The organism is Pseudomonas sp. Ors-4-3C (genome assembly GCF_055755035.1).
In genome coordinates this window covers 5,175,783-5,200,984 of the sequence record NZ_CM146900.1, presented here as the reverse complement: position 1 = coordinate 5,200,984, position 25,202 = coordinate 5,175,783, and the positions used below count along the sequence as shown (strand labels likewise).

Here is a 25,202-nt window from a genome sequence, read left to right as displayed (position 1 = left end):
AGTTACAACCAACGACAGGAATCAAAGCCATGACTATCAAAGCCATCAACGTGCGCAACCAGTTCAAAGGCTCGATCAAGGAGATCGTTCTCGGCGACGTGCTGTCGGAAATCGACGTGCAGACCGCTTCCGGCATCGTCACTTCGGTGATCACCACCCGCTCGGTCAAGGAGCTGGAACTGGTGGTGGGCAGTGAGGTGATCGCCTTCGTGAAATCCACCGAGGTGTCGATCGCCAAGTTGTAAGCCTGTGGAAAAAAACAAACCCCGGAGGGCGTGAGCCCTTCGGGGTTTTTCTTTTTGTGCACGGATTTGAATCGGCGGCGCTGCCATCGCGAGCAGGCTCACTCCTACATTTGGAGTGCGTTCCCCTGTGGGAGCGAGCCTGCTCGCGAAGGGGCCGGTGAATGCGCTAGAGAACTCTCTTGGGTAGATACGGCGGCAGATACAGGCCGATATAGGCATCAAACACCCGCATCCCTTCCTCGGCCATGCGCGGGGTGATCTGCCCGTGTTGCTGCACCGAGCGCGCATACACGCGGTCGCCCAGTTCCATCGCCAGGGCAAACACGTCGACATCGCTTGGCAGGCGCGGCAATTCGAAGTGATGGTCGAACAGTTTGTGCATCAGGTCGCCGAGTTCGATGTCGTGCTGGCGGTCGGCCTGGGTCACTTCGGTCAGGCCGTGCTGGGCGAGGATCAACTGGCGAGCGGCGGCGTCTTCGTCGTAGATCTCCAGCATGCGCTGCTCGACCAGCCGCGACAGGTCACGCCAGTCGCGCAGCGCCTCGTGGTCGATCGGCGCTTGCAGGCAGGCGCGGAAGGCTGCGTGCACATCGGCAGTCAAGGCTTCGAGCAGCGCCGGGACGCTGGCGAAGAAGTGATACACGGAGGACGGCGGAATCTGCGCGCGTTCGGCGACGCTGTAGATCGACAGACTGGCCACGCCCTCGGCGGCCAGCAGCGTACGCGCGGCGTCGAGTATCGAGTCGATCCGCGCCTGGCTGCGGGCACGGGGTTTGCGAACGGGGGCGGGACGCGTCATGGAAGTCTCCTGCGGGGCAGCGGGCATTGTACGCGGAGCGCCCATCCCCAGTGCAACACAGTCCTTGTGGCGAGGGAGCTTGCTCCCGCTCGGCTGCGCAGCAGTCGTAAAACCAGACGACCAGTTTTTCCTGACATACGGAGTCGAATGGTCTTGGGGGTTGCTGCGCAACCCGGCGGGAGCAAGCTCCCTCGCCACAGGGGGAATGTATTCGGCCATAAAAAAACGCTGCGGGCTGAAATGGCCGGCAGCGCTTTTTATTCCTGCAATTCGCTTAAACGGTATGCAGATACCAGTTGTACTCAAGGTCGGAGATGGAGTGTTCGAACTCCTCCAGCTCGCTTTCCTTGCAGGCGACGAAGATATCGATGTACTTAGGATCGATGTACTTGGCCATCACCTCGCTGTCGTCCAGCTCGCGCAGGGCATCGCGCAAGTTGTTCGGCAGGCTTTGTTCGTTCTGCTCGTAGCTGTTGCCTTCGACCGGAGCGCCTGGCTCGATCTTGTTCACCAGACCGTGATGCACACCGGCCAGGACCGAAGCCATCAGCAGGTACGGGTTGGCGTCGGCACCCGCCACGCGGTGTTCGATACGCACGGCATCGGCAGAGCCGGTCGGTACGCGGATCGCCACTGTGCGGTTGTCCAGGCCCCAGCACGGCGAGTTCGGCACATAGAACTGCGCGCCGAAGCGACGGTACGAGTTGACGTTCGGGCAGAGAAAAGCCATCTGCGCCGGCAGGGTCTCGAGCACACCGCCGATCGCGTGACGCAGCGCGGCGTTCTGCTCGGGATCCTCGCTTGCAAAGATGTTCTTGCCATCTTTGTCGAGCACCGAGATATGGACGTGCAGACCATTACCCGCCTGGCCCGGATACGGCTTGGCCATGAAGGTGGTGTCCATTTCATGGTCGTAGGCGATGTTCTTGATCAGACGCTTGAGCAGGACCGCGTAGTCGCACGCCTTGATCGGGTCGGCGACGTGGTGCAGGTTCACTTCGAACTGCGCCGGGGCACTTTCCTTGACGATGGCGTCGGCCGGGATGCCTTGCTCTTTGGCACCTTCCAGAATGTCCTGGAGGCAGTCGACGTATTCGTCGAGGTCGTCGATCAGGTAGACCTGAGTCGAGTGCGGGCGTTTGCCGGAGATCGGCGAGCGTGGCGGCTGTGGACGGCCGTTCACGTTTTCCTGGTCGATCAGGTAGAACTCCAGTTCGAACGCGGCGCAGATGGTCAAGCCCAGCTCGTCAAACTTTGCAACAACTTGACGGAGCACTTCGCGCGGATCGGCGAAGAAAGGGTCACCCTCGAGTTCGTGCATGGTCATCAACAGTTGCGCGGTAGGGCGCTTCTGCCATGGCTCGTTGCACAGGGTATCGGGGATTGGATAGCAGATCCGGTCGGCGTCGCCGATGTCCAGACCCAGGCCGGTGCTTTCCACCGTAGAACCATTGATATCCAGAGCAAATAAAGAGGCCGGCAGGTTGATGCCTTTCTCGTAAACCTTGTGGAGGCTGGTGCGTTCGATGCGCTTGCCGCGCACCACACCATTCATATCCGCAATCAGAAGGTCAACGTACAGAACCTCAGGATGTTCCTTAAGGAACGCGTTCGCTTCGTTAAGCTGAACGGCACGCGGGGGTACCGACATGATGCAACACCTTTGTTGTTAAAAATATCAATCATTGATCTTTTCTGGTTTCAGTCAACCCGAACGGCCTGCCGAAGTCAAGCGAGGCCTTTTTTGCCCTAAAAAAGCGCTGCAAGGGCATTTATGGGGCACTTTGGGGCGGTTTTTTGTCCTTGAAACACGTGGCACCCGCAGGCTTGAGCAGGCCGTGTTGTATTTTTTACGGGGGTGTTGTGTAAAAAAATGAACAAGGCTAAGCTCCGACCAAACCCATAACAGCAATAATACCGGGGTGCTTCATGTCTCGCCTGCCGTTAATCGGCATCACCGACTGCTCGCAACAGTCCGGTCTGCATGCTCATCACATCAGTGGCGACAAATCCGTCCGAAATGCAGCCAGCATGGCTCGCGGCGGGTCGACGAGGTTCTCGTGCGCATCAGGCCAAACGGCAACGTCCGATATTCTGGACGCACGCGACAGCATCCTGTTTATGGCGTTTCCTTTCAATATAGATCTCTTTGAGCCCCAAAGCCTGTGCCGCTCCCCGAGCCGTGCTCACGATTCTGCACGCCTTGAATGTGCACAGGAAATGCAACGCCAGCGTAAAGGGCAGGTAAGCTCCTCTTTCATTGTCGATGCGCGGTGCCGGGCGTAAGCCGGTACTGCGCGCAAGCAAGCCCCCTTTAACGCGACGCCACGGCGTCAAACTTTGCCTGACACGATGTCAGGAGACTCAGCCCAGAGGCATTTATGAGTAACAACCTCGACCAGCTCACCGATTGGTTGAAAGACCACAAGATCACAGAAGTCGAATGCATGATCGGCGACTTGACCGGTATCACCCGGGGCAAGATCTCGCCGACCAACAAGTTCATCGCCGAGAAGGGCATGCGCCTGCCAGAAAGCGTTCTGTTGCAGACCGTGACTGGCGACTACGTCGAAGACGACATCTATTACGAACTGCTCGACCCGGCCGACATCGACATGATCTGCCGTCCCGACCAGAACGCCGTGTACCTGGTGCCATGGGCCATCGAGCCAACCGCTCAGGTGATCCACGACACCTACGACAAGCAAGGCAACCCGATCGAGCTGTCGCCGCGCAACGTCCTCAAGAAAGTCCTGAAGCTCTATTCCGACAAGGGCTGGCAGCCGATCGTGGCGCCGGAGATGGAGTTCTACCTGACCAAACGCAGTGACGACCCTGACTATCCGTTGCAGCCGCCGATCGGCCGCTCCGGGCGTCCGGAAATCGGCCGTCAGTCGTTCTCCATCGAAGCGGCGAACGAATTCGATCCGCTGTTCGAAGACGTCTACGACTGGTGCGAACTGCAGGAGCTGGACCTCGATACGCTGATCCACGAAGACGGCACGGCGCAGATGGAAATCAACTTCCGTCACGGCGACGCACTGTCGCTGGCCGACCAGATCCTGGTGTTCAAACGCACCATGCGCGAAGCCGCGCTCAAACACGACGTGGCCGCGACCTTCATGGCCAAGCCGATGACGGGCGAGCCGGGCAGTGCGATGCACTTGCACCAGAGCATCATCGACATCGAGACCGGCAAGAACGTGTTCTCCAATGAAGACGGGACCATGAGCCAGCTGTTCCTGCACCACATCGGTGGCCTGCAGAAACTGATCCCGGAATTGCTGCCGCTGTTCGCACCGAACGTCAACTCGTTCCGCCGCTTCCTGCCGGACACCTCGGCGCCGGTAAACGTGGAGTGGGGCGAAGAGAACCGCACCGTGGGCCTGCGCGTCCCGGATGCCGGCCCACAGAACCGTCGGGTGGAAAACCGCCTGCCGGGCGCCGACGCCAACCCGTACCTGGCGATTGCCGCGAGCCTGCTCTGCGGCTACATCGGCATGGTCGAGGGGCTGAACCCGAGCGCGCCAGTCGTAGGCCGTGGCTATGAACGCCGCAACCTGCGCCTGCCGCTGACCATCGAGGACGCGCTGGAGCGTATGGAAAACAGCGCGACCATCGAGAAATACCTGGGCAAGACCTTCATCACCGGCTACGTCGCGGTCAAGCGGGCCGAGCATGAAAACTTCAAGCGCGTGATCAGTTCCTGGGAGCGTGAGTACCTGCTCTTCGCCGTCTGATACGCCGGGCGCGGTGGCCAGCCGCCGCGCCTTCACCGATAACAAGGAGAATTGGCATGACCAGCAACAACCCGCAAACCCGTGAGTGGCAAGCCCTGAGCAGCGATCACCACCTGGCCCCGTTCAGCGATTTCAAGCAGCTGAAAGAGAAGGGTCCACGGATCATCACCAACGCCAAGGGCGTGTACCTGTGGGACAGCGAGGGCAACAAGATCCTCGATGGCATGGCGGGTCTGTGGTGCGTGGCGATCGGTTATGGCCGCGATGAACTGGCCGACGCGGCCGCTAAACAAATGCGCGAACTGCCTTACTACAACCTGTTCTTCCAGACCGCGCACCCGCCGGCACTGGAACTGGCCAAGGCCATCGCCGACGTGGCGCCGGAAGGCATGAACCACGTGTTCTTCACCGGTTCCGGCTCCGAAGGCAACGACACCATGCTGCGCATGGTTCGCCACTACTGGGCGATCAAGGGCCAGCCGAACAAGAAAGTCATCATCAGCCGCAAGAACGGTTACCACGGTTCAACCGTGGCGGGCGCGAGCCTCGGTGGCATGACGTATATGCACGAGCAGGGCGATTTGCCGATCCCGGGCATCGTCCACATTGCGCAGCCGTACTGGTTCGCCGAGGGCGGCGACATGTCGCCGGAAGAGTTCGGCATCTGGGCGGCCAATCAACTGGAAGAGAAAATTCTCGAAGTCGGCGTGGACAACGTCGGTGCCTTTATTGCCGAGCCGATCCAGGGCGCCGGTGGCGTGATCATTCCGCCAGACACCTACTGGCCGCGCATCAAGGAAATCCTCGCCAAGTACGACATCCTCTTCGTCGCCGACGAAGTGATCTGCGGTTTCGGCCGTACCGGTCAGTGGTTCGGTTCGGATTTCTATGACCTGAAACCCGACATGATGACCATCGCCAAAGGCCTGACGTCCGGCTACATCCCGATGGGTGGCCTGATCGTGCGTGACGAAGTGGTGAAAGTGCTCAACGAAGGCGGCGATTTCAACCACGGCTTCACCTACTCCGGGCACCCGGTGGCGGCGGCGGTGGGGCTGGAAAACATCCGGATTCTGCGCGACGAGAAAATTATCGAGAACGCGCATAACGAAACGGCACCGTATTTGCAGAAACGTCTGCGCGAACTCAACGATCACCCGCTGGTGGGTGAAGTACGCGGGGTGGGGCTGCTGGGGGCGATCGAGCTGGTGCAGGACAAGGCCACTCGCAAACGTTACGAAGGCAAGGGCGTGGGCATGATCTGCCGGCAGTTCTGCTTCGATAACGGCCTGATCATGCGCGCCGTGGGCGACACCATGATCATTGCGCCGCCGCTGGTGATCAGCAAGGCGGAGATCGATGAGCTGGTGACCAAGGCGCGCAAGTGCCTGGACCTGACCCTCAGTGCGTTGCAGGCCTAAGTGCTAGGCTTCGAGCGGGGGAGCTGTGGCGCTCTCGCTCGAAGGTGTCAGAAAGGTTGGCCTTTTCTTGAAAGACCGCCTCCGATCTTGCCAGACTAGCCGCAGTTCCAGTTGTCGGGGTTCGGCCGCTGAACAAAGTGGTTCAAAAAAGAAAAATTTGGAGCATGACGCATGAAGGCATTAGGTAAAAAGCTTGCTGGCAAGACTCTTCTCGCTTTGTCCGTTGCGGGCATGATGGCGGGTGCGGTCCACGCGGACGACAAGGTGTTGCACGTCTACAACTGGTCCGACTACATCGCTCCTGACACCATCGCCAACTTCGAGAAAGAGTCCGGGATCAAGGTCGTCTACGACGTATTCGACAGCAACGAAACCCTGGAAGCCAAATTGCTGGCGGGCAAGTCCGGTTACGACGTGGTTGTGCCGTCGAACAACTTCCTGGCCAAGCAGATCAAGGCCGGCGTCTATCAGGAGCTGGACAAGTCCAAGCTGTCCAACTACGGCAACCTGAACAAGTCGCTGCTCAAGGCCGTTTCGGTCAGCGACCCGGATAACAAGCACGCCTTCCCGTACATGTGGGGCTCGATCGGCATCGGTTACAACCCGGAGAAGGTCAAGGCTGCGCTGGGCGTCGACACCATCGACTCCTGGGACGTGCTGCTCAAGCCAGAGAACATCGCCAAGCTCAAGGGCTGCGGCGTGAGCTTCCTCGATTCGCCGACCGAAATGCTTCCGGTCGCGCTGCACTACCTGGGCCTGCCAACCGACAGCCAGAAGAAAGAGGACATCAAGAAAGCCGAGGACCTGTTCCTCAAGATTCGTCCTTCGATCACCTACTTCCACTCCTCCAAGTACATCTCGGACCTGGCCAACGGCAACATCTGCGTAGCAGTCGGCTACTCGGGTGACGTGCAGCAGGCCAAGTCCCGTGCCGCCGAGGCCGGTGACAAGGTCAAAGTCAGCTACGCCATTCCGAAGGAAGGCGCCGGCAGCTTCTATGACATGGTCGCGATTCCGAAAGATGCGGAAAACATCGACGGCGCCTACAAGTTCATGAACTACCTGCTGCAACCGAAAGTGATGGCCGAGATCACCAACGCTGTGCGCTTCCCTAACGGTAACGCCGAAGCGACTCAGTACGTGAACAAGGACATCACCTCCGATCCAGGCATCTACCCACCAGCCGATGTGCAGGCCAAGCTGTATGCGATCGCCGACTTGCCGGCCGCTACCCAGCGTGAACTGACCCGCAGCTGGACCAAGATCAAATCCGGTAAATAAGCCGGTTTGAGGCAACAACCGCTGGCCGTCGTCGCCGTGACGGCGACCAGCGGATCAATTAAATGACAGAAAGTTTTGCTGGAACGGTTTTTCGAGGGTAAGTTGCGCGCCGGTTTTGTTGCCGGGCAGCCATGGCTGTCATGTAGCGCGGGGCAACTTGGGCCCAACTAATTTAGAGGACCTCCACTTGCCTATTTTTTCTTCTTTGCGCAAAGCCCTGCTGGCCACTGCCGGCCTGACGATCGCAGTCGGAGCCCAGGCCGCCGGTACGGTGCATATTTATAACTGGTCGGATTACATCGGCGAGACCACCCTGGCCGACTTCGAGAAAGCCACCGGGATCAAACCGGTGTACGACGTGTTTGATTCCAACGAAACCCTGGAAGGCAAGCTGCTGGCCGGGCGTACCGGTTACGACGTGGTCGTGCCGTCGAACCACTTCCTCGGCAAGCAGATCAAGGCGGGCGCGTTCCAGAAGCTCGACAAAACACAGCTGCCGAACTACTCGAACCTCGATCCGGTGCTGCTCAAGCGCCTGGAACAGAACGACCCGGGCAACCAGTACGCCGTGCCGTACCTGTGGGGCACCAACGGTATCGGCTACAACGTCGAGAAAGTCAAAGCGGTGCTCGGCATCGACAAGATCGACTCCTGGAGCGTGCTGTTCGAGCCTGAGAACATCAAGAAGCTGCACAGCTGTGGCGTCGCGTTCCTCGACTCGGCCGATGAAATGATGCCGACCGTGCTCAACTACATGGGCCTGAACGCCAACAGCACCAATCCGAAGGACTACGCCAAGGCCACCGACAAACTGCTGGCGGTGCGTCCTTACGTCACCTACTTCCACTCGTCGAAATACATCGGTGATCTGGCCAACGGCGACATCTGTGTGGCCATCGGCTTCTCCGGCGATATCTTCCAGGCCAAACACCGTGCCGAAGAAGCCAAGAAGGGCGTGAACATCGCCTACTCGATCCCGAAAGAAGGCGGCGCGCTGTGGTTCGACATGCTGGCGATTCCGAAGGACTCGTCCAACGTCAAAGAGGCCCACGCCTTCATCAACTATTTGCTGAAACCTGAGGTGATCGCTCAGGTCAGTGATTACGTCGGTTACGCCAACCCCAACCCAGGGTCGGACAAGCTGATGGAACAGTCCATCCGCACCGATGAAGCGGTTTATCCACCGCAAGCAGTCCTCGACAAGACTTACGTGTCGGTCGAGTTGCCACCCAATATTCAGCGTTTGATGACCCGTAGCTGGACCAAGGTCAAGTCGGGCAAGTAAGGCACAAACTATCCTGGGTTCGTCCGCGTTGGGCGAACTGCACTGTTTTTTTCTGGGAGTTTCGTAAATGGCAGTTGCCTCCGGCGCCTATAAGAAAGCCCTCGAGGGCGACCAGACACCTAAGCAGGTGTTGGTCAAAATCGACCGGGTCACGAAGAAGTTCGACGAGACGATTGCCGTGGACGATGTGTCCCTGGAAATCAAGAAGGGCGAGATCTTTGCCCTGCTCGGCGGTTCGGGATCGGGCAAATCCACGCTGCTGCGGATGCTGGCAGGGTTCGAACGGCCCACGGAGGGGCGCATTTTCCTCGACGGCGTCGACATCACCGACATGCCGCCGTACGAGCGACCGATCAACATGATGTTCCAGTCGTACGCCTTGTTCCCGCACATGACCGTGGCGCAGAACATCGCCTTCGGCCTCAAGCAGGACAAGATCCCCAACGCCGAGATCGACGCCCGTGTGGCCGAAATGCTCAAACTGGTGCAGATGAGCCAGTACGCCAAGCGCAAGCCGCATCAACTGTCCGGCGGTCAGCGTCAGCGTGTGGCCCTGGCACGCTCGCTGGCCAAGCGGCCGAAGCTGCTGCTGCTCGACGAGCCGATGGGCGCACTGGACAAGAAACTGCGTTCGCAGATGCAACTGGAGCTGGTGGAGATCATCGAGCGCGTCGGCGTGACCTGCGTGATGGTGACCCACGACCAGGAAGAGGCCATGACCATGGCCGAGCGCATTGCGATCATGCACCTGGGCTGGATCGCCCAGATCGGCAGCCCGATCGACATCTACGAAACCCCGACCAGCCGTCTGGTCTGCGAATTCATCGGCAACGTGAACATCTTCGAAGGCGAAGTGATCGACGACGCCGAAGGCCACGCGACCATCACCTGCAAGGACCTCGACCGGCAGATCTATGTCGGCCACGGCATCAGCACCTCGGTGCAGGACAAGTCCGTGACCTACGCGATTCGTCCGGAGAAGCTGCTGGTCACCGCCGAGATGCCGACCTGCGAATACAACTGGTCGAGCGGCAAGGTGCATGACATCGCCTACCTCGGCGGTCACTCGGTGTTCTACGTCGAATTGCCGAGCGGCAAGCTGGTGCAGTCGTTCGTCGCCAACGCCGAACGTCGCGGTCAGCGTCCGACCTGGGGCGATCAGGTTTACGTGTGGTGGGAAGACGACAGCGGCGTGGTACTTCGCTCATGAACATGCGCAAGTTCAAACGACGGCTCAACCGAATAATTCCCAATGGCCGGCAACTGGTCATCGGGGTTCCGTTCATCTGGCTGTTCCTGTTCTTCATGCTGCCGTTCTTCATCGTCCTGAAGATCAGCTTCGCTGAAGCCGACGTGGCCATCCCGCCGTACACCGAGATCTACACCTTCGCCGAGCAGAAGCTGCAACTGCTGCTGAACCTCGGTAACTACGCGATGCTCGGCGACGACGAGTTGTACATCGCCGCCTACCTCGGCTCGCTGAAGATGGCGTTTTTCAGCACGCTGCTGTGTCTGCTGATCGGCTACCCGATGGCCTACGCCATCGCCAGTGCCCGTAAAGAGCTGCAGACGGTGCTGGTGCTGCTGATCATGATGCCGACCTGGACCGCGATCCTGATCCGCGTCTATGCGTGGATGGGCATCCTCAGCAACAACGGCCTGCTCAACGGTTTCCTGATGAGCATGGGCTGGATCGATGAGCCGCTGCAGATCCTCAACACCAACCTGGCGGTTTACATCGGCGTCGTTTACTCGTACCTGCCGTTCATGATCCTGCCGCTGTACGCCAACCTGGTGAAGCACGATCACAGCCTGCTGGAAGCCGCTTCCGACCTCGGTTCGAGCACCTTCAACAGCTTCTGGAAAATCACCATTCCGCTGTCCAAGAACGGGATCATTGCCGGCTGCATGCTGGTGTTCATCCCGGTGGTCGGTGAGTTCGTGATCCCGGAACTGCTCGGCGGCCCGGAAACCCTGATGATCGGTAAAGTGCTCTGGCAAGAGTTCTTCAACAACCGTGACTGGCCGGTGGCGTCCGCCCTGGCGGTGGTGATGCTGGCGATCCTGATTGTGCCGATCATCCTGTTCAACCGCAGTCAGGCCAAGGAAATGGAGGGCAAAGAATGAAGAACTTCCGTTTCTCCAGCCTGATGCTGGTACTGGGTCTGTTGTTCATCTACGCGCCGATGCTGATCCTGGTGATCTACTCGTTCAACGCCTCGAAACTGGTGACGGTGTGGGGCGGCTGGTCGATCAAATGGTACGTCGGCCTGCTCGACAACACACAACTGATGGGCTCGGTGGTGCGTTCGCTGGAAATCGCCTGCTACACCGCCGTGGCGGCGGTGGCGCTGGGTACGCTGGCAGCCTTCGTGCTGACCCGCATCACCCACTTCAAGGGCCGTACGCTGTTCGGTGGCCTGGTCACCGCGCCGCTGGTGATGCCGGAAGTGATCACCGGTCTGTCGCTGTTGCTGTTGTTCGTGGCGATGGCGCAGATGATCGGCTGGCCGCAGGAACGTGGCATCGTCACCATCTGGATCGCCCACACGACGTTCTGTGCGGCGTACGTGGCGGTGGTGGTGTCGGCGCGTCTGCGTGAGCTGGACCTGTCGATCGAAGAAGCGGCGATGGATCTGGGTGCGCGGCCGTGGAAGGTGTTCTTCCTGATCACCATCCCGATGATCGCGCCATCGCTGGCAGCGGGCGGGATGATGTCGTTCGCCCTGTCGCTGGACGACCTGGTGCTGGCGAGCTTCGTTTCCGGCCCGGGCTCGACCACCCTGCCGATGGAAGTGTTCTCGGCGGTGCGTCTGGGCGTGAAGCCTGAGATCAACGCCGTGGCCAGTCTGATTCTGCTGGCGGTGTCGCTGGTGACGTTCCTGGTGTGGTTCTTCAGCCGCCGTGCCGAAGAAGCGCGCAAGAAAGCCATCCAGCAAGCCATCGAAGAAGGCGCCGCCGATTCGTGGAAGCAACCGGACGTACGCCGCGCGCCTGCGCCGGAAGCGGCTTAAGCCATATCGGGTTGGTCACTTTCTGAGGGCCAACCCAAATCCAAATGTGGGAGCGGGCTTGCTCGCGAAGAGGGCGTGTCAGTCGACAGAAATGTTGTCTGATCCACCGCATTCGCGAGCAAGCCCGCTCCCACATTGGGTATTAGGCAGTCCAGGGAGATTGGCGGATGACTTCAACAAAGTTCATCGGCTTGAACCCTGGCTCCTTATCCTTCAGCACATCGGTCTTCACGTTACCGAATGTAGTCTGCGGACGATGGCGCAAGCCGTCGGCAAACGCGCAGATGATGCACTCCTTGAAACCTTCCCCGCGTGGATGCGCATGCACCACCGCCTCGCGCTGGGTGCTGCTGAACGCCGCGTAATCCATGCCCAGCACATCCATCTCGACACCCGCCGTCACCAGCGCCACGGTCGGTCGCAGATGCTTGGGCACGCCCGGTGTGGTGTGCAGGGCAATCGACAGCCAGACCTGCTCGATGTCGTCATCGCTCAGCCCGTACGGCTTGAGAAATGCCGCGGCCGCGTTGGCGCCATCCACTTCGAAGCGCTCGTCGTCACTGCGATAGCCTTCGACCAGACCGAGGTCGTGGAACATCGCGCCGACGTACAGCAGCTCCGGGTTATAGGCCAATTGCTGGCGCTCCCCGCTCAACGCACCGAACAAAAATACCCGGCGCGAGTGGTGGTAAAGCAGGTCGGATTCAATGTCGCGAATGTACTCGGTGGTGGCCCGGGCGAGGGCGCTGTCGGGGATCTTGATGCCGGCAATGGTCGTGCTCATGAAGGTATCCTCATCGAAAACGCCGTCGTGGCGCTGATGGGCAAAGTCTGTTCCCCGAGGCACTAAACGGACAATCAACGCATGGCTGCGATCCTTGCCAATCGACCTGCAAATCGTGCCAATCTCGCTTGTTGGACGAGGATTGGCTAGGGTTGGCTCAATCAACAAGGCAGGCACGGCCCATGTGGGAGCGGGCTTGCTCGCGAAAGCGGTGTGTCATTCAACAGATAAGTTGAATGTAAGGGCCCTTTCGCGAGCAAGCCCGCTCCCACAGGGATTTGTGTTTGCCAGGGCATTGAGGACATTGGAGGCTTATGAACAAAACCATCGCCATCGTGGTATTCCCCGGCGTGCAGGCGCTGGATGTCAGCGGGCCGATGGATGTGTTCGCCGAGGCCAACCGGTTTCTGCCGCCCGAGGATCACTACCAGTTGGAGGTGATCGGCCTCGAACGTGGGCCGATGGCTTGCTCCAATGGCCTGAACCTCAGCGCTCACCGACACTTCAGTGAAGCGCACGATGCTTATGACCTGCTACTGGTGGCCGGAGGGCCGCAGTTACCCTTCATGGATTTCGGCAAAGGCTTCGACACCTGGCTGCGCGAGGCCTGCGCGCGTGCACGGCGTTTCGGCTCGATCTGCAACGGCGCGTTCATGCTGGCGCGGGCGGGGCTGCTGGAAGGGCGCACGGTCACCACCCACTGGAACGACGCCGAGGCCCTGGCGCAGTTGTGCCCATCAACCCGGGTCGAGGCCGATCGCCTGTACGTCGAGGACGGTGCGCTCTACACCTCGGCCGGGGTCACCGCCGGGATCGATCTGTCGCTGTATCTGCTGGCCCGCGATCACGGCGCCGAGGTGGCGCTGAGCGTGGCCAAGCGGCTGGTGGTGTTCACTCAGCGCTCGGGCGGGCAATCGCAGTTCAGCCCGTTCCTCACACCGCACGCGGAGCCGACGTCAGCGGTAGCGATGGTGCAGTTGTATGTGCTGGCCAACCTCACCGGCGATCTGACGATTGCCGATCTGGCGAACGCGGCGAACATGAGTGCGCGCAACTTCTCCCGGGTGTTCGCCCGTGAGGCTCGGGTCACCCCGGCAGAGTTCGTCGAAAGTGCGCGAGTGGATGCGGCGCGGGTGCTGCTGGAAAGCACCACGGCACCGCTGAAGACCGTGGCCTATCAGTGCGGGTTTCGCGATGCGCAGCACATGCGCAGTGTGTTCAACCGTCGATTGGGCGTGACGCCGCAGCAGTTTCGGCTGAATTTTGCAGTGCTGCTCTGAGTTCCAGTGTTGTTCTTGAGGGCCCCTTCGCGAGCAAGCTCGCTCCCACAGTTGAAATGCACTCCCCTGTGGGAGCGAGCTTGCTCGCGAAGGGTTCAGCGCAGAAAGTACAAAACTATCGCGCAGCCCGCGCCGGCAACAGCTTCAAGGTACTCCGGGTATTGGCCGTCACCTCTTCCTCGCTGAAGTGCGCCTGCACATACATCCCGTCGACATACGCCTCGGCCTGATCGTCATAGTGGCTGTCGAACGGCACGCCGCTCTGGCCGACCGGGTTGATGGTCAGGCTGTGCGCCGGGTCGGCGAAGTCGACCAGCCGCCGCGTCGAAGGCCCGTAGGTCACCGGCCATGGCGCCGGGCCGAGCTTGGCCGAGAGGTTGTTCGGCACTTCGTGGCTACCCGGCGCGGCGAACGGCCCGACGTTGAAAATGTGATCCAGCGGCTTCTGCTGACCCAACGGATGACCGTGGGTCAGGGTGTGCGCCGTGCCCCATTGCCAGTCGGACGGGTTGTCGCCGAGGGTCTGTTTCAGGTGCGCCATGCTCGCCTGCCACGCCGCTTTGACGATGTCGGCACGGGTCTCCTTGTTCGGTGTGTTGCGGTTGTCCCACCACGGCGAGTCCGCATTCGCCGCCAGGCGCGGCAGAGCGGCGTCGATCACCCGGGTCGACAGCAGCGTCTCGAAGAAGTCGTTGCCGAGCTCATCGCGCATCGCCGCATCGGCGAGGTCGTAGAGGAACTGGTTGAACACTGTGGCGCTCACCGAATCCAGTGGATAGTCGCCTTGCCACTGCGCCAGTTGCTCGACCAGTTTCAGCTGTGCCGGATCACTCACCACTTCACGCAGCACCGGCAGCAACGGCGCCAAGGTGCGCGGGCCGTAACCGGTGGTGGTGCCCAGTTGCAGTTTCTGGTTGGCCTCGTTGCTCCACTTCACGCTCTTGTCGCTGAGCTGACGGTTGAGTTGCTGCCCGCGATCGGCGAGGTTGTAGTAACCGGGGATCGCCATGCCGGTGGGCGACAGCGGCTGGAAGTTGGCCGAGACGATGTAGCCGCGTGCCGGGTTTTCTTCCTGCGGGTTGGCGCTGAACGGGTAGTAGCCGTCCTTGTCCGCCTGATTGCCGCTGCCGTCGAGAATGAACTCCGGGCGCACGCCCGCCGGACGTTTGGGCAGCAGCGCCGAAGCCCACCAGGCAATGTCACCCTTGGCGTTGGCGTAGACGATGTTCAGCCCCGGCGCCTGCACCTTGGCCGCCGCCGCACGGGCCTTGGCCAGGGTGTCGGCGCGGTTGAGCTGGTAGAAACCTTCGAGGATCGGGTTCGGCGTTTCGAGGAACGCCCACCACATGGCGATCGGCGTTTTACCGGCGGCAGTGCCGAGGGCGTCGTTGACGATCGGGCCGTGGGGCGACTGGCGCAAGGTCAGCGTCACCGGCGCCTGGCCCTTCACCGCGATCTGCTGCTGAGTGCTGACCAGATCGGTCCACTGGCCGTGGTACCAGACCTGATTCGGGTTGTCCGGGTTGACCTTCTCGGCGATCAGATCCAGATCGTCATTCTGAAACATGGTCAGGCTCCAACCGAAATCCAGGTTGTGCCCCAGGAACGCAAACGGCACCAGCGCCTGATGATGGCCGTACAACTCAAACCCCGGCGCCGACAGTTGCGCCTCGTACCACACCGACGGCACCGAGAAGCGAATATGCGGATCACCGGCCAGCAGCGGTTTGCCGCTCTGACTGCGGCTGCCGGCAATCACCCAGGCGTTGCTGCCTTCGAATTGCGGCAGGCCGTTGTCGATCAGCGCCTGCTCGCTGAGACGGGCAAGGGCATTGAGGTCTTTCCAGTCGCCGGCGGCGAGGGCCGGGGTCTTGTTGGCGTGACCTTTGGCGAGCACGCCTTTGGGCTGCCAGTCGAGGTCGAAGACATTGAGGTAATCAGCGCCGAGTTGATCGCGCACGTAGGTCAGCAATGGCTCGGTGCGAAACGCCGCCGCAAAACTGTAGGCCATGTAACCGGCGACGCTGATGCTGTCTTCGGCGGTGAACGGCCGCTTGGGGATGCCCAGCACGTCGAACTCGACCGGTGCGGCGTGGCTGTCCTGATATTGATTGATGCCGTCCAGATAGGCTTGCAGGGCCTTCCACGCCGGTGACTGCTTATCGAGACTGGCGACATAACTGGCGGCGCGTTCGCGGATGCGCAGGCTGCGGAACAGTTTGTCGGTGTCGAGCAGCTTCGGCCCCAGCACTTCGGCCAGCTCGCCGCGGGCCAGGCGGCGCATGGCTTCCATCTGGAACAGGCGGTCCTGGGCATGCACGTAGCCGAGGGCGCGATACAGATCGGTGTCGTTCTCGGCACGAATGTGCGGCACCCCGCGATCGTCATAGCGCACGGTCACCGAGCCCTGCAGATTGCGCAGCTCCACTTGACCCTGACGCGTCGGTTGCTTGCTGTAGACGTAACCGCCGATGGCGATGAGCAGGATAACGATGAGCAAGGCAAGAACGGTGAAGACGCGTTTCATGGTGACTCCTTGTGCATGCGGGATTGCCGCCCGTCGGGCTGCAAACAATTAGCACAGACCTTCCGTGCCGTGCATCGCTGTCCTTGAAAAGTCCGGAATGCCTTACTGCGCCACTATCGGCCACGGGCAATAACAACCGACCGCCAGGGTGTGCGTGGCGTTGACCGGGCGGTCTTGCGTGAGGGCATTGAGGATCGGTTCGATAAAACTGTTGCTGGAATTGCAGGTCAGCCCTTCGCTGTACGGGCCGAAGTACGCCAGTTTGCCGCTGCGGTCCCAGATCGCCACGGCGGGGCTGGCCGGGATCTGCTCGGAGCCGGGCAGCACGGCGATGGTTTTCAGGTTGCTCAGGGTGGTGGGCAACTGACCGTGGGAGCCAGCGCGTTGCACGGCGAAGAATTCCACACCGCGCGTGCCGTACTGCTCGACCATCTCGGTCAGGTGCTGTTGATTGCCGACGTTGCACGGACAGGCCGGGTCCCAGAAATGCACGAGACGGATTTTGCCGGGGCCGGCCAGTTCATCCGGCAGGCGCAATGGATCACCGGAAAACACCGCGGTGTGCTGACTGAACGCGCGCAGATAACGCCCCTGAAACCAGTCGTACGCCGCCCACAGCACCCCGGCACACACAAGCGCGAGCAGGCTGGCAAACAGTGCGGTGCGGTAGGGCGAGCGCATGGTTTTCGTTCCCGAAGAGGTGGGCTAGCTTGCCATGCTTGCCGCAACAGATGAATATCGCAGGCCGATAAAGTCTGTTTACCGCTCTGGAATACCCGCATGCCTGACACTTTCGATGCCGATCATTTACGCGCCAGCCTCAAGCCTTTGGCCCAGTGGCAGCCGTTGTCGGACGAGGCCAAGGCGTATCAGCAGTTCTATAAAACCGACTTTCCCGAGCGCGATGTCTGGCGCGGCATGGGCCGGTTCGAGGTGGACGGTTATGAGCTGGTCAGCCATTGCTGGTGGCCGGAGAAGGTCAAGGGCACGCTGTTTCTGCTGCACGGTTTTTACGATCACACCGGGCTGTATCGGCATGTGATCGAGTGGGCGCTGGATCAGGATTTTGCCGTCATCGCCTGCGACTTGCCGGGCCATGGTTTGTCGAGTGGGCCGCGGGCGAGCATCCGCGACTTCTCCGAATATCAGGACACGTTGCAGGCGTTGTTCGCCGAAGCCAGTTCGATTGCCCTGCCGCAACCCTGGCACCTGTGCGGACAAAGCACTGGCGGCGCGATCGTCGTCGATCATGTGCTCAACCATGGCGAGAACAGTCCGGCGCAGGGCCAGTTGATTCTGCTGGCGCCGCTGGTGCGTCCGCGCGCCTGGGGCTGGTCGCAGCTCAGTTATTACTTGCTGAGGCCTTTCGTGCGGGGCGTCACCCGGCGCTTCAGCGAGAACTCCAACGACCCGGATTTCCTGCCGTTTCTGCAGACCGATCCGTTGCAGCCCAAACGCTTGCCGACGGCGTGGGTCGGTGCGCTGTCGCGCTGGATCATCCGTGTGGAACACGCGAAAAAAAGTCCGCGACGGCCGCTGATCATTCAGGGGCAGGCGGACATGACCGTGGACTGGCAGCACAACTTGCAGGTGCTGAAGTGGAAGTTCGATCGGCCGCAGATTCTGTTGCTGCCGGAGGCGCGGCATCATCTGGCGAATGAGACGCTGGAAATGCGCGAGGAGTATTTCGAGTTTCTGAACAAGCGGATCAGGGGCAGAAATTTGTAGTGTTTGTAAGGGCCTCTTCGCGAGCAAGCCCGCTCCCACAGGAGACCGCGATCACCTGTGGGAGCGGGCTTGCTCGCGAAGGCGGCCGGTCAGGCGATGAAGATCACTGGCTGAGGTTCGAGGAGCTTTGCCCCACCGCCAACCCCGCCCGAATCGCCGCCAGCGCCGCCTGGTAATACGCCTTGCCCTCGCTGGACTCGGCGAAGGTCGCGAACTGCTCCAGTTCGTCATCCGACAGATCGCGATAAACGTAGAGCAGCGTGTTGTTCAAGTCGGCGCCGATCTGCTCCATCAGGCGCTGGCGCTGACCGTTCAGCATGCCCTGTGCCTGACCGCCGCCAAGCAGGCCGGGAATCATCGAACTCAAACTGTCCGCCGCTACCCCGGCAATCGCCAGGCTGACTTCGGCGCCGGCCTCGCGGGCGGGCAGGGCCTGGGCCAGATGGCCGATGATCAACAGACGGCTGTCACTGGCCTGCATTTTCGGCAAGCCCTTGGCGTTCTTCGCCAGTTGATCGCGACGGGTGGCGAGCAATTCAGCGGCGACGATTTTTTTGCCTAGCGGCGATTGAAAGAACGTCAGCGCCGGTTGTGGATCGGCAAGGTGCTGGCGCAGTTGCGCTTCGGCACGCTGATCCATGGCCTGGGGGGCGAAGCGCTGGTTGCTGTTGTTGACCAGGGCTTGAAACACCGCTGGCGGCAGGTTGTTCTGGTAGCGCTGCTGCGCGGCACTCAGGGCATCATTGAAATGCGCACGTTGATCTGGCCAGCCGGCGATCTTGTACAGCTGATCGTGGCCGTCCGCCCAGGCGGGCAAAACGCAGAACATCAACAGTGAAAAAAGCAAACGGCGCATAGGGACTCCTGTCAGCAGCGGACTATTCTCCGTGCGGTGCCGGGACTTGTCGAGAATTCGTAGCAAGCCGCTGCGTGGCTCTGTCGGATTTCTTGCCGCCGGCATACTATGCGCGCCATGCAAATATCCTCTGAACACCCGCTGCTGTTACGTATCGTCGACGACCTGGCCGAACATGGCTGGTCGCAGCAGAACATTTTCCTGCCCGCGGGTTTGACCCGTGAGCTGGCGGCCGAGTGCCGCAAACGTGAGGCCGAGGGTGAGCTGGCGCCGGCGGGGGTAGGCCGTGGGCCGTTTTCGGAGATTCGCGAGGGCATTCGCGGCGACCACATCCAGTGGATCGACCCGGGCCAGGCCGAGGCCAGCGACCGTTATCTGAGCCTGATGGACAGTCTGCGCGAGGCGCTCAATCGTGGGCTGTTCCTTGGGCTTGAGGATTTCGAATGTCATTTCGCCCTCTATCCGCCGGGCGCGTTTTACCGCAAGCACGTCGACCGTTTTCGCGACGATGACCGGCGCATGGTTTCGGCGGTGGTCTACCTCAATGACGCGTGGTTGCCGGAAGACGGCGGTCAGCTGCGCATGTACCTGGACGATGAGCGCGTCCACGACGTGCAACCCACCGGCGGCTGTCTGGTGGTGTTCCTCTCCAGCGAGGTGCCGCATGAAGTGCTGCCGGCGCACCGCGAACGCCTGTCGCTGACCGGCTGGTTCCGTCGCCGTGGCAACGAGCCGTTCTGACATGCAGAAGATTCTGGTCAGCCGCTGCCTGTTGGGCCACCGCGTGCGTTACGACGGCGGGGCCAGCGGGCCGTTCGATTTGCTCGAACAGTGGATCGCCGAGGGCCGCGTGGTACCGCTGTGTCCGGAAGTAGCTGGCGGTTTGCCAACCCCGCGGGCAGCGGCGGAGATCCCGGGTGGGCAGGGCGCGGAAGTGCTCGATGGCCAGGCGGCGGTGATCACCAGCGAGGGCGAGGACGTCAGCGCGCAGTTTCTCGATGGTGCGCGGCAAGCGCTGGAGCTGGTGCAAAAGCATGACATCCGCATTGCGGTACTCAAGGCCAACAGTCCTTCCTGCGGGAATTTGCTGACCTATGACGGGACGTTCAGTGGGGTGAAGGTCTCGGGAGAAGGCGTTACGGCGGCGCTGCTCAAACGCCACGGGGTTCAGGTGTTCAGTGAGCTCGAACTGCCTGAGGCCGCAATCGCCCTGACCCAACTCGACTGAAAGCCACCCACAAAACCCATGTGGGAGCGGGCTTGCTCGCGAAAGCGGCGGGTCATCCAACCTGTGTATTGCCTGACACGACGCCTTCGGGAGCAAGCCCCCTCCCACAGGGTTTAAGTGTTCATTTGGGCTCGCTGAACCACTTCTCGGACAACGCCGCCAACCGCCCATCCGCCTTGATCCGCTGCAACGCACCCGCAAGGCTCGCCTGAAACGCCGGGTTGCCCTTCTGAAACGGAATCGCCAGCTCCACCGGGGTCGCCTTCGGCTTTTCCTCGGTCAGCGCCTGTACCAGCACCATCGGCCGTGGCTGCTCATCCTTCTTCGCCCATAGCTGCGAGTCGACCTTGCCGTAAGACTCGCTGAAGTCGAAACGATCCTTGAGTTCAGGTGTCAGTGCTATGTGATTGAGCGCAACGTCGTACTTGCCGCTTTCAACGCCCTGAAGCAGGTCGGCATCGTCGGTGACGATGAAGTCGGCGCGTACATCCAGCTCGTTGGCCAGCAGTTGCCCAAGCTCGACCTCGAATCCCTTGAGTGTGTCGCCGTCCTTGAAATTGAAGGGCGGTGTATTAGCCTCAAGGGCTATGCGCAACTCGCCACGGTCGTTGACGTCATCAATCAGTTCGGCGTGAGCCAGCGGGCTCAGAAGGGGTAGCAGGCAGATCAGGCCAGGCAGAAAACGCATGGTCACTCCTTTGAAATCATTATCGCGATGCTCTGAGTCAGGCTCGCTTTGCTATGGTTGTCGAGTGCCTTCGACAACGAATGGTCATGAAGTTGTCATGACCGCGCGGATTTTACGAAAAAACTGGAGAAGAGAATGAATACATTCATGTCACGTGCAGCGCTGGCTGGCCTTCTGTTGGGTGCTTCGATGATGGCCAGCGCCGCCACAGAGGCGCCGGCGGGCGCTTCAGTGAGTATCGTCGAGCCAAGCAGTGGCGCCGTTGTCGACAAGACATTCAAGGTCAAGTTTGAAGTCAAAGGCATCGCACTGGCGCCGGCAGGCGATCCGACCGCGAACACCGGCCACCATCACCTGCTGGTCGATGCCAAGGACATCATCCCGGCGGGCGCGGTGATTCCGGCAGATGCCAACCACATCCACTTCGGCAAGGCGCAGACCGAAACCGAACTGACGCTGACCCCAGGCAAGCACACCTTGCAACTGGAACTGGGCGACAAGGGCCACATGGCCTTCGATCCGCCAATCGTTTCGGAAAAGATCACCGTGACGGTGAAATGACTTTTCCGCAGGCATGAAAAAGGGAGCTCCGAGGAGCTCCCTTTTTTGTGGCTCAGCGCGGAATCAGAACAACACGCGGCTACGGATGGTGCCGTTGACGTGTTGCAGCTTCTCTTGCGCCAGCTCCGAGTACTCGGCGTCGACGTCGATTACCACGTAACCGACTTTCTCGTTGGTCTGCAGGAACTGACCGGAGATGTTGATACCGTTTTCGGCGAAGACCTTGTTGATCTCGCTCATCACACCCGGGATGTTCTCGTGGATGTGCAGCAGACGGTGCTTGCCAGGGTGAGCCGGCAGGGCCACTTCCGGGAAGTTCACCGACGAAACGGACGTACCGTTGTCGCTGTACTTGACCAGTTTTTCCGCCACTTCCAGACCGATGTTGGCCTGCGCTTCGGCAGTCGAGCCACCGATGTGCGGGGTCAGGATCACGTTGTCCAGGCCACGCAGCGGGCTTTCGAACTCTTCGTCGTTGGAGCGAGGCTCCACCGGGAATACGTCGATGGCCGCGCCGATCAGATGCTTGTCCTTGATCGCGTCCGCCAGGGCGTCCAGCTCGACCACGGTGCCGCGCGCGGCGTTGATCAGGATGCCGCCCTTCTTGATGGCGCGGATTTCCTTCTCGCCGATCATCCACTGGGTCGCAGCGGTTTCCGGAACGTGCAGGGTGACGATGTCGGACATGCCCAGCAGTTCGTGCAGGTTGCCGACCTGAGTGGCGTTGCCCAGCGGCAGCTTGGTCACGGTGTCGTAGAAGAACACCTGCATGCCCAGACCTTCAGCCAGAACCGACAGCTGCGTACCGATCGAGCCGTAGCCGACGATGCCGAGTTTCTTGCCACGGATCTCGAAGGAGTTGGCTGCGGATTTGATCCAGCCGCCACGGTGGCATGAAGCGTTTTTCTCCGGGATGCCGCGCAGCAGCAGGATCGCTTCGGCCAGCACCAGTTCCGCGACGGAGCGGGTGTTGGAGTACGGCGCGTTGAACACGGCGATGCCGCGCTCGCGGGCAGCACTCAGGTCAACCTGGTTGGTGCCGATGCAGAAACAGCCGACCGCGACCAGCTTCTTCGCGTGATCGAAGATCTCTTCGGTCAGTTGGGTGCGCGAACGAATGCCGATGAAGTGAGCATCAGCGATCTTTTCCTTGAGCTCGGCTTCCGGCAAGGAGCCTGTCAGGTATTCGATGCTGGTGTAGCCCGCCGCCTTGAGGACGTCGACAGCCGATTGGTGGACGCCTTCGAGAAGAAGGAACTTGATCTTGCTCTTATCGAGAGAAGTCTTGCTCATCTGCGTAAACCTGTATCCCGGAGAAAAATGGCAGGAAATGGTCAACAGACATTGACCTGGACGACAAGAAAGCCGTCACCGCAGAACTGGCCTTGGGCACTGGCCTGCGGGGTCGGTATGCTAGCATAGCCACCCCGCTAAACACTCATTCCTGCGACGTGAAGCGTCTTCAGGATGACCATGAATTGTTCGAGAGTTCTGTCGATGACCAATCCTGCCCTGATTGATGAACTGAAGACCCTGGTCGAGCCTGGCAAGGTCCTGACCGACGCCGACTCCCTGAACGCGTACGGCAAGGATTGGACCAAGCACTTCGCCCCCGCGCCGAGCGCCATCGTGTTCCCCAAGACCATCGAGCAGGTGCAGGCCATCGTCCGCTGGGCCAACACCCATAAAGTGGCGCTGGTGCCGTCGGGCGGGCGCACCGGGCTGTCCGCCGCCGCCGTGGCCGCGAATGGCGAAGTGGTGGTGTCGTTCGACTACATGAACCAGATTCTCGACGTGAACCTCACCGATCGCACCGCCGTGTGTCAGCCGGGCGTGGTCACCGAGCACCTGCAGAACGTCGCCGAAGAAAACGGCCTGTACTACCCGGTGGACTTCGCTTCGGCCGGTTCCAGCCAGATTGGCGGCAATATCGGCACCAATGCCGGCGGGATCAAGGTGATTCGTTACGGCATGACCCGTAACTGGGTCGCCGGCCTGAAAGTGGTCACCGGCAAGGGCGATGTGCTGGAGCTGAACAAGGACCTGATCAAGAACGCTACCGGTTACGACCTGCGCCAGTTGTTCATTGGCGCCGAAGGCACCCTCGGCTTTGTGGTCGAAGCGACCATGCGTCTGGATCGCGCGCCGAAAAACCTGACCGCCATGGTGCTCGGCACCGCCGACTTCGACTCGATCATGCCGGTGCTCCACGCCTTCCAGGGCAAGCTTGATCTGACCGCGTTCGAATTCTTCTCCGACAAGGCATTGGCCAAAGTGCTGGGGCGTGGCGACGTACCGGCGCCGTTCGAAACCGACTGCCCGTTCTACGCGCTGCTGGAATTCGAAGCGACCAGCGAAGCAGTGGCCAACACGGCGCTGGAAACCTTCGAACACTGCGTCGAGCAAGGCTGGGTGCTGGACGGTGTGATGAGCCAGAGCGAAACCCAGCTGCAGAATCTGTGGAAGCTGCGCGAGTACATCTCCGAGACGATCTCGCACTGGACGCCGTACAAGAACGACATCTCGGTCACCGTGTCGAAAGTGCCGGCATTCCTGCAGGAAATCGACGCGATCGTCGGCGAATACTACCCGGATTTCGAAATCGTCTGGTTCGGCCATATCGGCGACGGTAACTTGCACCTGAACATTCTCAAGCCGGATAACCTGAGCAAGGACGAGTTTTTCGCCAAGTGCGCCACCGTCAACAAGTGGGTGTTCGAAACCGTCGAGAAGTACAACGGTTCGATCTCCGCCGAACACGGCGTGGGCATGACCAAGCGCGACTACTTGACGTACAGCCGCTCTCCGGTCGAAATCGAGTACATGAAAGCGGTCAAAGCGGTGTTCGACCCGAACGGCATCATGAACCCGGGCAAGATTTTCGCGGTTTGATTGGCAATCCCCTGAATCAATGAAGGCAGGAGTCGGTAAATGAGCTATCAGCACCAGTATGTCGACGGCACGCGCATTCACTTCCCGATCGGGAAAGTCGTGTGCATTGGCCGTAATTACGCCGAACACGCCAAGGAGCTGGACAACCCGGTGCCTACCGAGCCGCTGCTGTTCATCAAGCCGGGCAGTTGCGTGGTGCCGCTGGAAGGCGGCTTCAGCATTCCGACCGAGCGCGGCTCGGTGCACTACGAAGCGGAAATCGCCGTGTTGATCGGCAAGCCACTGTCGACCAAGCCGAGCCGTGAAGAAGTGCTCGACGCGATCTCCGGGTTCGCCCCGGCGCTGGACCTGACCCTGCGTGACAAGCAGGCCGAGCTCAAGTCCAAGGGCTTGCCATGGGAAATCGCCAAGTCGTTCGACGGCGCGGCGGTGATTGCCCCGTTCGTGGTCGGCAGCACCTTCGCCGACCTGACCGACATCGGCATCCGCCTGACCATCAACGGCGAAGTACGCCAGGACGGCAACAGCAGCGCGATGCTCAACCCGATCGTGCCGATGATCCAGCACATGGCCGGCTGCTTCTCGCTGCAGGCCGGCGACGTAATCCTCACCGGCACGCCAGTGGGCGTCGGCCCGCTGAATGTCGGTGACGACATCGTCCTGGAACTGGTTGGCGCGAGCCGCTTCAGCAGCAGCGTGCGCTGACCGAACGCATTCGATACACAGCAACTGTGGCGAGGGAGCTTGCTCCCGCTGGACTGCGCAGCAGGCCCCTGCTTTTTGAAGTGAAAAGCAGGGTCGCTTCGCGCCCCAGCGGGAGCAAGCTCCCTCGCCACAAGTGCCCGCTCCTGCATTGGCTCTGTGTCGCGGCTC

Annotated in this window: 23 protein-coding genes; 15 read left to right on the top strand and 8 right to left on the bottom strand. The window is 60.8% G+C overall.

The genetic code is table 11. The features are described from left to right. The first annotated feature begins 29 nt into the window (after positions 1 to 29). Entirely contained in the window at positions 30 to 245 is a 216-nt protein-coding gene (locus ACVHNU_RS23560) for a TOBE domain-containing protein (RefSeq protein WP_003229256.1), read from the top strand. Between the two features lie 166 nt (positions 246 to 411). Here the strand turns inward: ACVHNU_RS23560 and ACVHNU_RS23555 are convergent, their stop codons facing one another. Together ACVHNU_RS23555 and ACVHNU_RS23550 are read right to left on the bottom strand one after the other, a co-directional pair. Beyond that, positions 412 to 1,044 (bottom strand): TetR/AcrR family transcriptional regulator, encoded by a 633-nt coding sequence (locus tag ACVHNU_RS23555; protein WP_103521766.1) that lies wholly within the window; start codon positions 1,042 to 1,044, stop codon positions 412 to 414. A 274-nt stretch (positions 1,045 to 1,318) separates the two neighbouring features. Then, positions 1,319 to 2,695: a glutamine synthetase family protein gene (locus ACVHNU_RS23550; protein ID WP_003229254.1), complete on the bottom strand. Its 1,377-nt coding sequence runs from the start codon at positions 2,693 to 2,695 to the stop codon at positions 1,319 to 1,321. 730 nt (positions 2,696 to 3,425) lie between these two features. Here ACVHNU_RS23550 and ACVHNU_RS23545 point away from each other — a divergent pair. The 7 genes from ACVHNU_RS23545 (at position 3,426) to ACVHNU_RS23515 (ending at position 11,785) form a co-directional block, all read left to right on the top strand. Beyond that, a complete protein-coding gene (locus ACVHNU_RS23545; protein ID WP_003229252.1) occupies positions 3,426 to 4,784 on the top strand; it encodes a glutamine synthetase family protein in 1,359 nt (452 codons plus the stop codon). A 56-nt stretch (positions 4,785 to 4,840) separates the two neighbouring features. Continuing rightward, on the top strand, positions 4,841 to 6,205 hold the full coding sequence (locus ACVHNU_RS23540) for an aspartate aminotransferase family protein (RefSeq protein ID WP_103485652.1): 1,365 nt from the start codon (positions 4,841 to 4,843) through the stop codon (positions 6,203 to 6,205). Positions 6,206 to 6,376: 171 nt separating this feature from the next. Beyond that, the gene (locus ACVHNU_RS23535; protein WP_003229249.1) at positions 6,377 to 7,486 is read left to right on the top strand and encodes a polyamine ABC transporter substrate-binding protein; all 1,110 of its coding nucleotides are present in this window, start codon (positions 6,377 to 6,379) and stop codon (positions 7,484 to 7,486) included. Between the two features lie 187 nt (positions 7,487 to 7,673). Further along, positions 7,674 to 8,771, top strand: a complete 1,098-nt coding sequence (locus ACVHNU_RS23530; protein ID WP_103520968.1) for a polyamine ABC transporter substrate-binding protein — start codon at positions 7,674 to 7,676, stop codon at positions 8,769 to 8,771. A 67-nt stretch (positions 8,772 to 8,838) separates the two neighbouring features. After that, positions 8,839 to 9,981 (top strand): ABC transporter ATP-binding protein, encoded by a 1,143-nt coding sequence (locus ACVHNU_RS23525; protein WP_003229245.1) that lies wholly within the window; start codon positions 8,839 to 8,841, stop codon positions 9,979 to 9,981. A 35-nt stretch (positions 9,982 to 10,016) separates the two neighbouring features. After that, complete coding sequence (locus tag ACVHNU_RS23520; protein ID WP_177434709.1) at positions 10,017 to 10,898, top strand: ABC transporter permease subunit; 882 nt, start codon at positions 10,017 to 10,019, stop codon at positions 10,896 to 10,898. Further along, positions 10,895 to 11,785, top strand: a complete 891-nt coding sequence (locus ACVHNU_RS23515) for an ABC transporter permease subunit (RefSeq protein WP_064589709.1) — start codon at positions 10,895 to 10,897, stop codon at positions 11,783 to 11,785. Before ACVHNU_RS23520 ends, ACVHNU_RS23515 begins: the two co-directional genes overlap by 4 nt. Positions 11,786 to 11,927: 142 nt before the next feature. On the opposite strand, the gene ACVHNU_RS23510 is transcribed toward ACVHNU_RS23515, so the two are convergent. Further along, on the bottom strand, positions 11,928 to 12,569 hold the full coding sequence (locus ACVHNU_RS23510; protein WP_473018398.1) for an HD domain-containing protein: 642 nt from the start codon (positions 12,567 to 12,569) through the stop codon (positions 11,928 to 11,930). A 314-nt stretch (positions 12,570 to 12,883) separates the two neighbouring features. Between ACVHNU_RS23510 and ACVHNU_RS23505 the strand changes: the two genes are divergently transcribed. Then, positions 12,884 to 13,849, top strand: coding sequence for a GlxA family transcriptional regulator (locus ACVHNU_RS23505; protein ID WP_473018397.1), 966 nt, complete (start codon positions 12,884 to 12,886; stop codon positions 13,847 to 13,849). Positions 13,850 to 13,964: 115 nt separating this feature from the next. Here the strand turns inward: ACVHNU_RS23505 and ACVHNU_RS23500 are convergent, their stop codons facing one another. Together ACVHNU_RS23500 and ACVHNU_RS23495 are read right to left on the bottom strand one after the other, a co-directional pair. Next, positions 13,965 to 16,376, bottom strand: coding sequence for a penicillin acylase family protein (locus ACVHNU_RS23500; RefSeq protein WP_473018396.1), 2,412 nt, complete (start codon positions 16,374 to 16,376; stop codon positions 13,965 to 13,967). A 102-nt stretch (positions 16,377 to 16,478) separates the two neighbouring features. Beyond that, the gene (locus ACVHNU_RS23495; RefSeq protein WP_473018395.1) at positions 16,479 to 17,057 is read right to left on the bottom strand and encodes a DUF6436 domain-containing protein; all 579 of its coding nucleotides are present in this window, start codon (positions 17,055 to 17,057) and stop codon (positions 16,479 to 16,481) included. Positions 17,058 to 17,156: 99 nt separating this feature from the next. Between ACVHNU_RS23495 and bipL the strand changes: the two genes are divergently transcribed. Further along, the gene (gene bipL, locus ACVHNU_RS23490; RefSeq protein WP_103522202.1) at positions 17,157 to 18,104 is read left to right on the top strand and encodes a phospholipase BipL; all 948 of its coding nucleotides are present in this window, start codon (positions 17,157 to 17,159) and stop codon (positions 18,102 to 18,104) included. 103 nt (positions 18,105 to 18,207) lie between these two features. On the opposite strand, the gene ACVHNU_RS23485 is transcribed toward bipL, so the two are convergent. Further along, entirely contained in the window at positions 18,208 to 18,960 is a 753-nt protein-coding gene (locus ACVHNU_RS23485) for a DUF2059 domain-containing protein (RefSeq protein ID WP_150370131.1), read from the bottom strand. Between the two features lie 108 nt (positions 18,961 to 19,068). Here ACVHNU_RS23485 and ACVHNU_RS23480 point away from each other — a divergent pair, with 108 nt between their 5' ends. Together ACVHNU_RS23480 and ACVHNU_RS23475 are read left to right on the top strand one after the other, a co-directional pair. Further along, complete coding sequence (locus ACVHNU_RS23480; protein WP_473018394.1) at positions 19,069 to 19,701, top strand: 2OG-Fe(II) oxygenase; 633 nt, start codon at positions 19,069 to 19,071, stop codon at positions 19,699 to 19,701. 1 nt (position 19,702) lies between these two features. Beyond that, positions 19,703 to 20,188 (top strand): 2-thiouracil desulfurase family protein, encoded by a 486-nt coding sequence (locus tag ACVHNU_RS23475; RefSeq protein WP_473018393.1) that lies wholly within the window; start codon positions 19,703 to 19,705, stop codon positions 20,186 to 20,188. A gap of 121 nt (positions 20,189 to 20,309) precedes the next feature. On the opposite strand, the gene ACVHNU_RS23470 is transcribed toward ACVHNU_RS23475, so the two are convergent. Further along, a complete protein-coding gene (locus ACVHNU_RS23470) occupies positions 20,310 to 20,876 on the bottom strand; it encodes a transporter substrate-binding domain-containing protein (protein WP_473018392.1) in 567 nt (188 codons plus the stop codon). Positions 20,877 to 21,011: 135 nt separating this feature from the next. Between ACVHNU_RS23470 and ACVHNU_RS23465 the strand changes: the two genes are divergently transcribed. Further along, entirely contained in the window at positions 21,012 to 21,437 is a 426-nt protein-coding gene (locus ACVHNU_RS23465) for a DUF4399 domain-containing protein (RefSeq protein WP_103521541.1), read from the top strand. A 63-nt stretch (positions 21,438 to 21,500) separates the two neighbouring features. On the opposite strand, the gene serA is transcribed toward ACVHNU_RS23465, so the two are convergent. Beyond that, positions 21,501 to 22,730: a phosphoglycerate dehydrogenase gene (serA, locus tag ACVHNU_RS23460; RefSeq protein WP_003229219.1), complete on the bottom strand. Its 1,230-nt coding sequence runs from the start codon at positions 22,728 to 22,730 to the stop codon at positions 21,501 to 21,503. Between the two features lie 204 nt (positions 22,731 to 22,934). On the opposite strand from serA, the gene ACVHNU_RS23455 reads away from it, so the two are divergent. Further along, positions 22,935 to 24,329 carry an FAD-binding oxidoreductase gene (locus ACVHNU_RS23455; protein ID WP_027610529.1) on the top strand — a complete coding sequence of 465 codons (1,395 nt, stop codon included), beginning with the start codon at positions 22,935 to 22,937 and terminating at the stop codon, positions 24,327 to 24,329. A gap of 39 nt (positions 24,330 to 24,368) precedes the next feature. Continuing rightward, the gene (locus tag ACVHNU_RS23450) at positions 24,369 to 25,034 is read left to right on the top strand and encodes a fumarylacetoacetate hydrolase family protein (RefSeq protein ID WP_003229216.1); all 666 of its coding nucleotides are present in this window, start codon (positions 24,369 to 24,371) and stop codon (positions 25,032 to 25,034) included. The last annotated feature ends 168 nt before the right edge of the window (positions 25,035 to 25,202 follow it).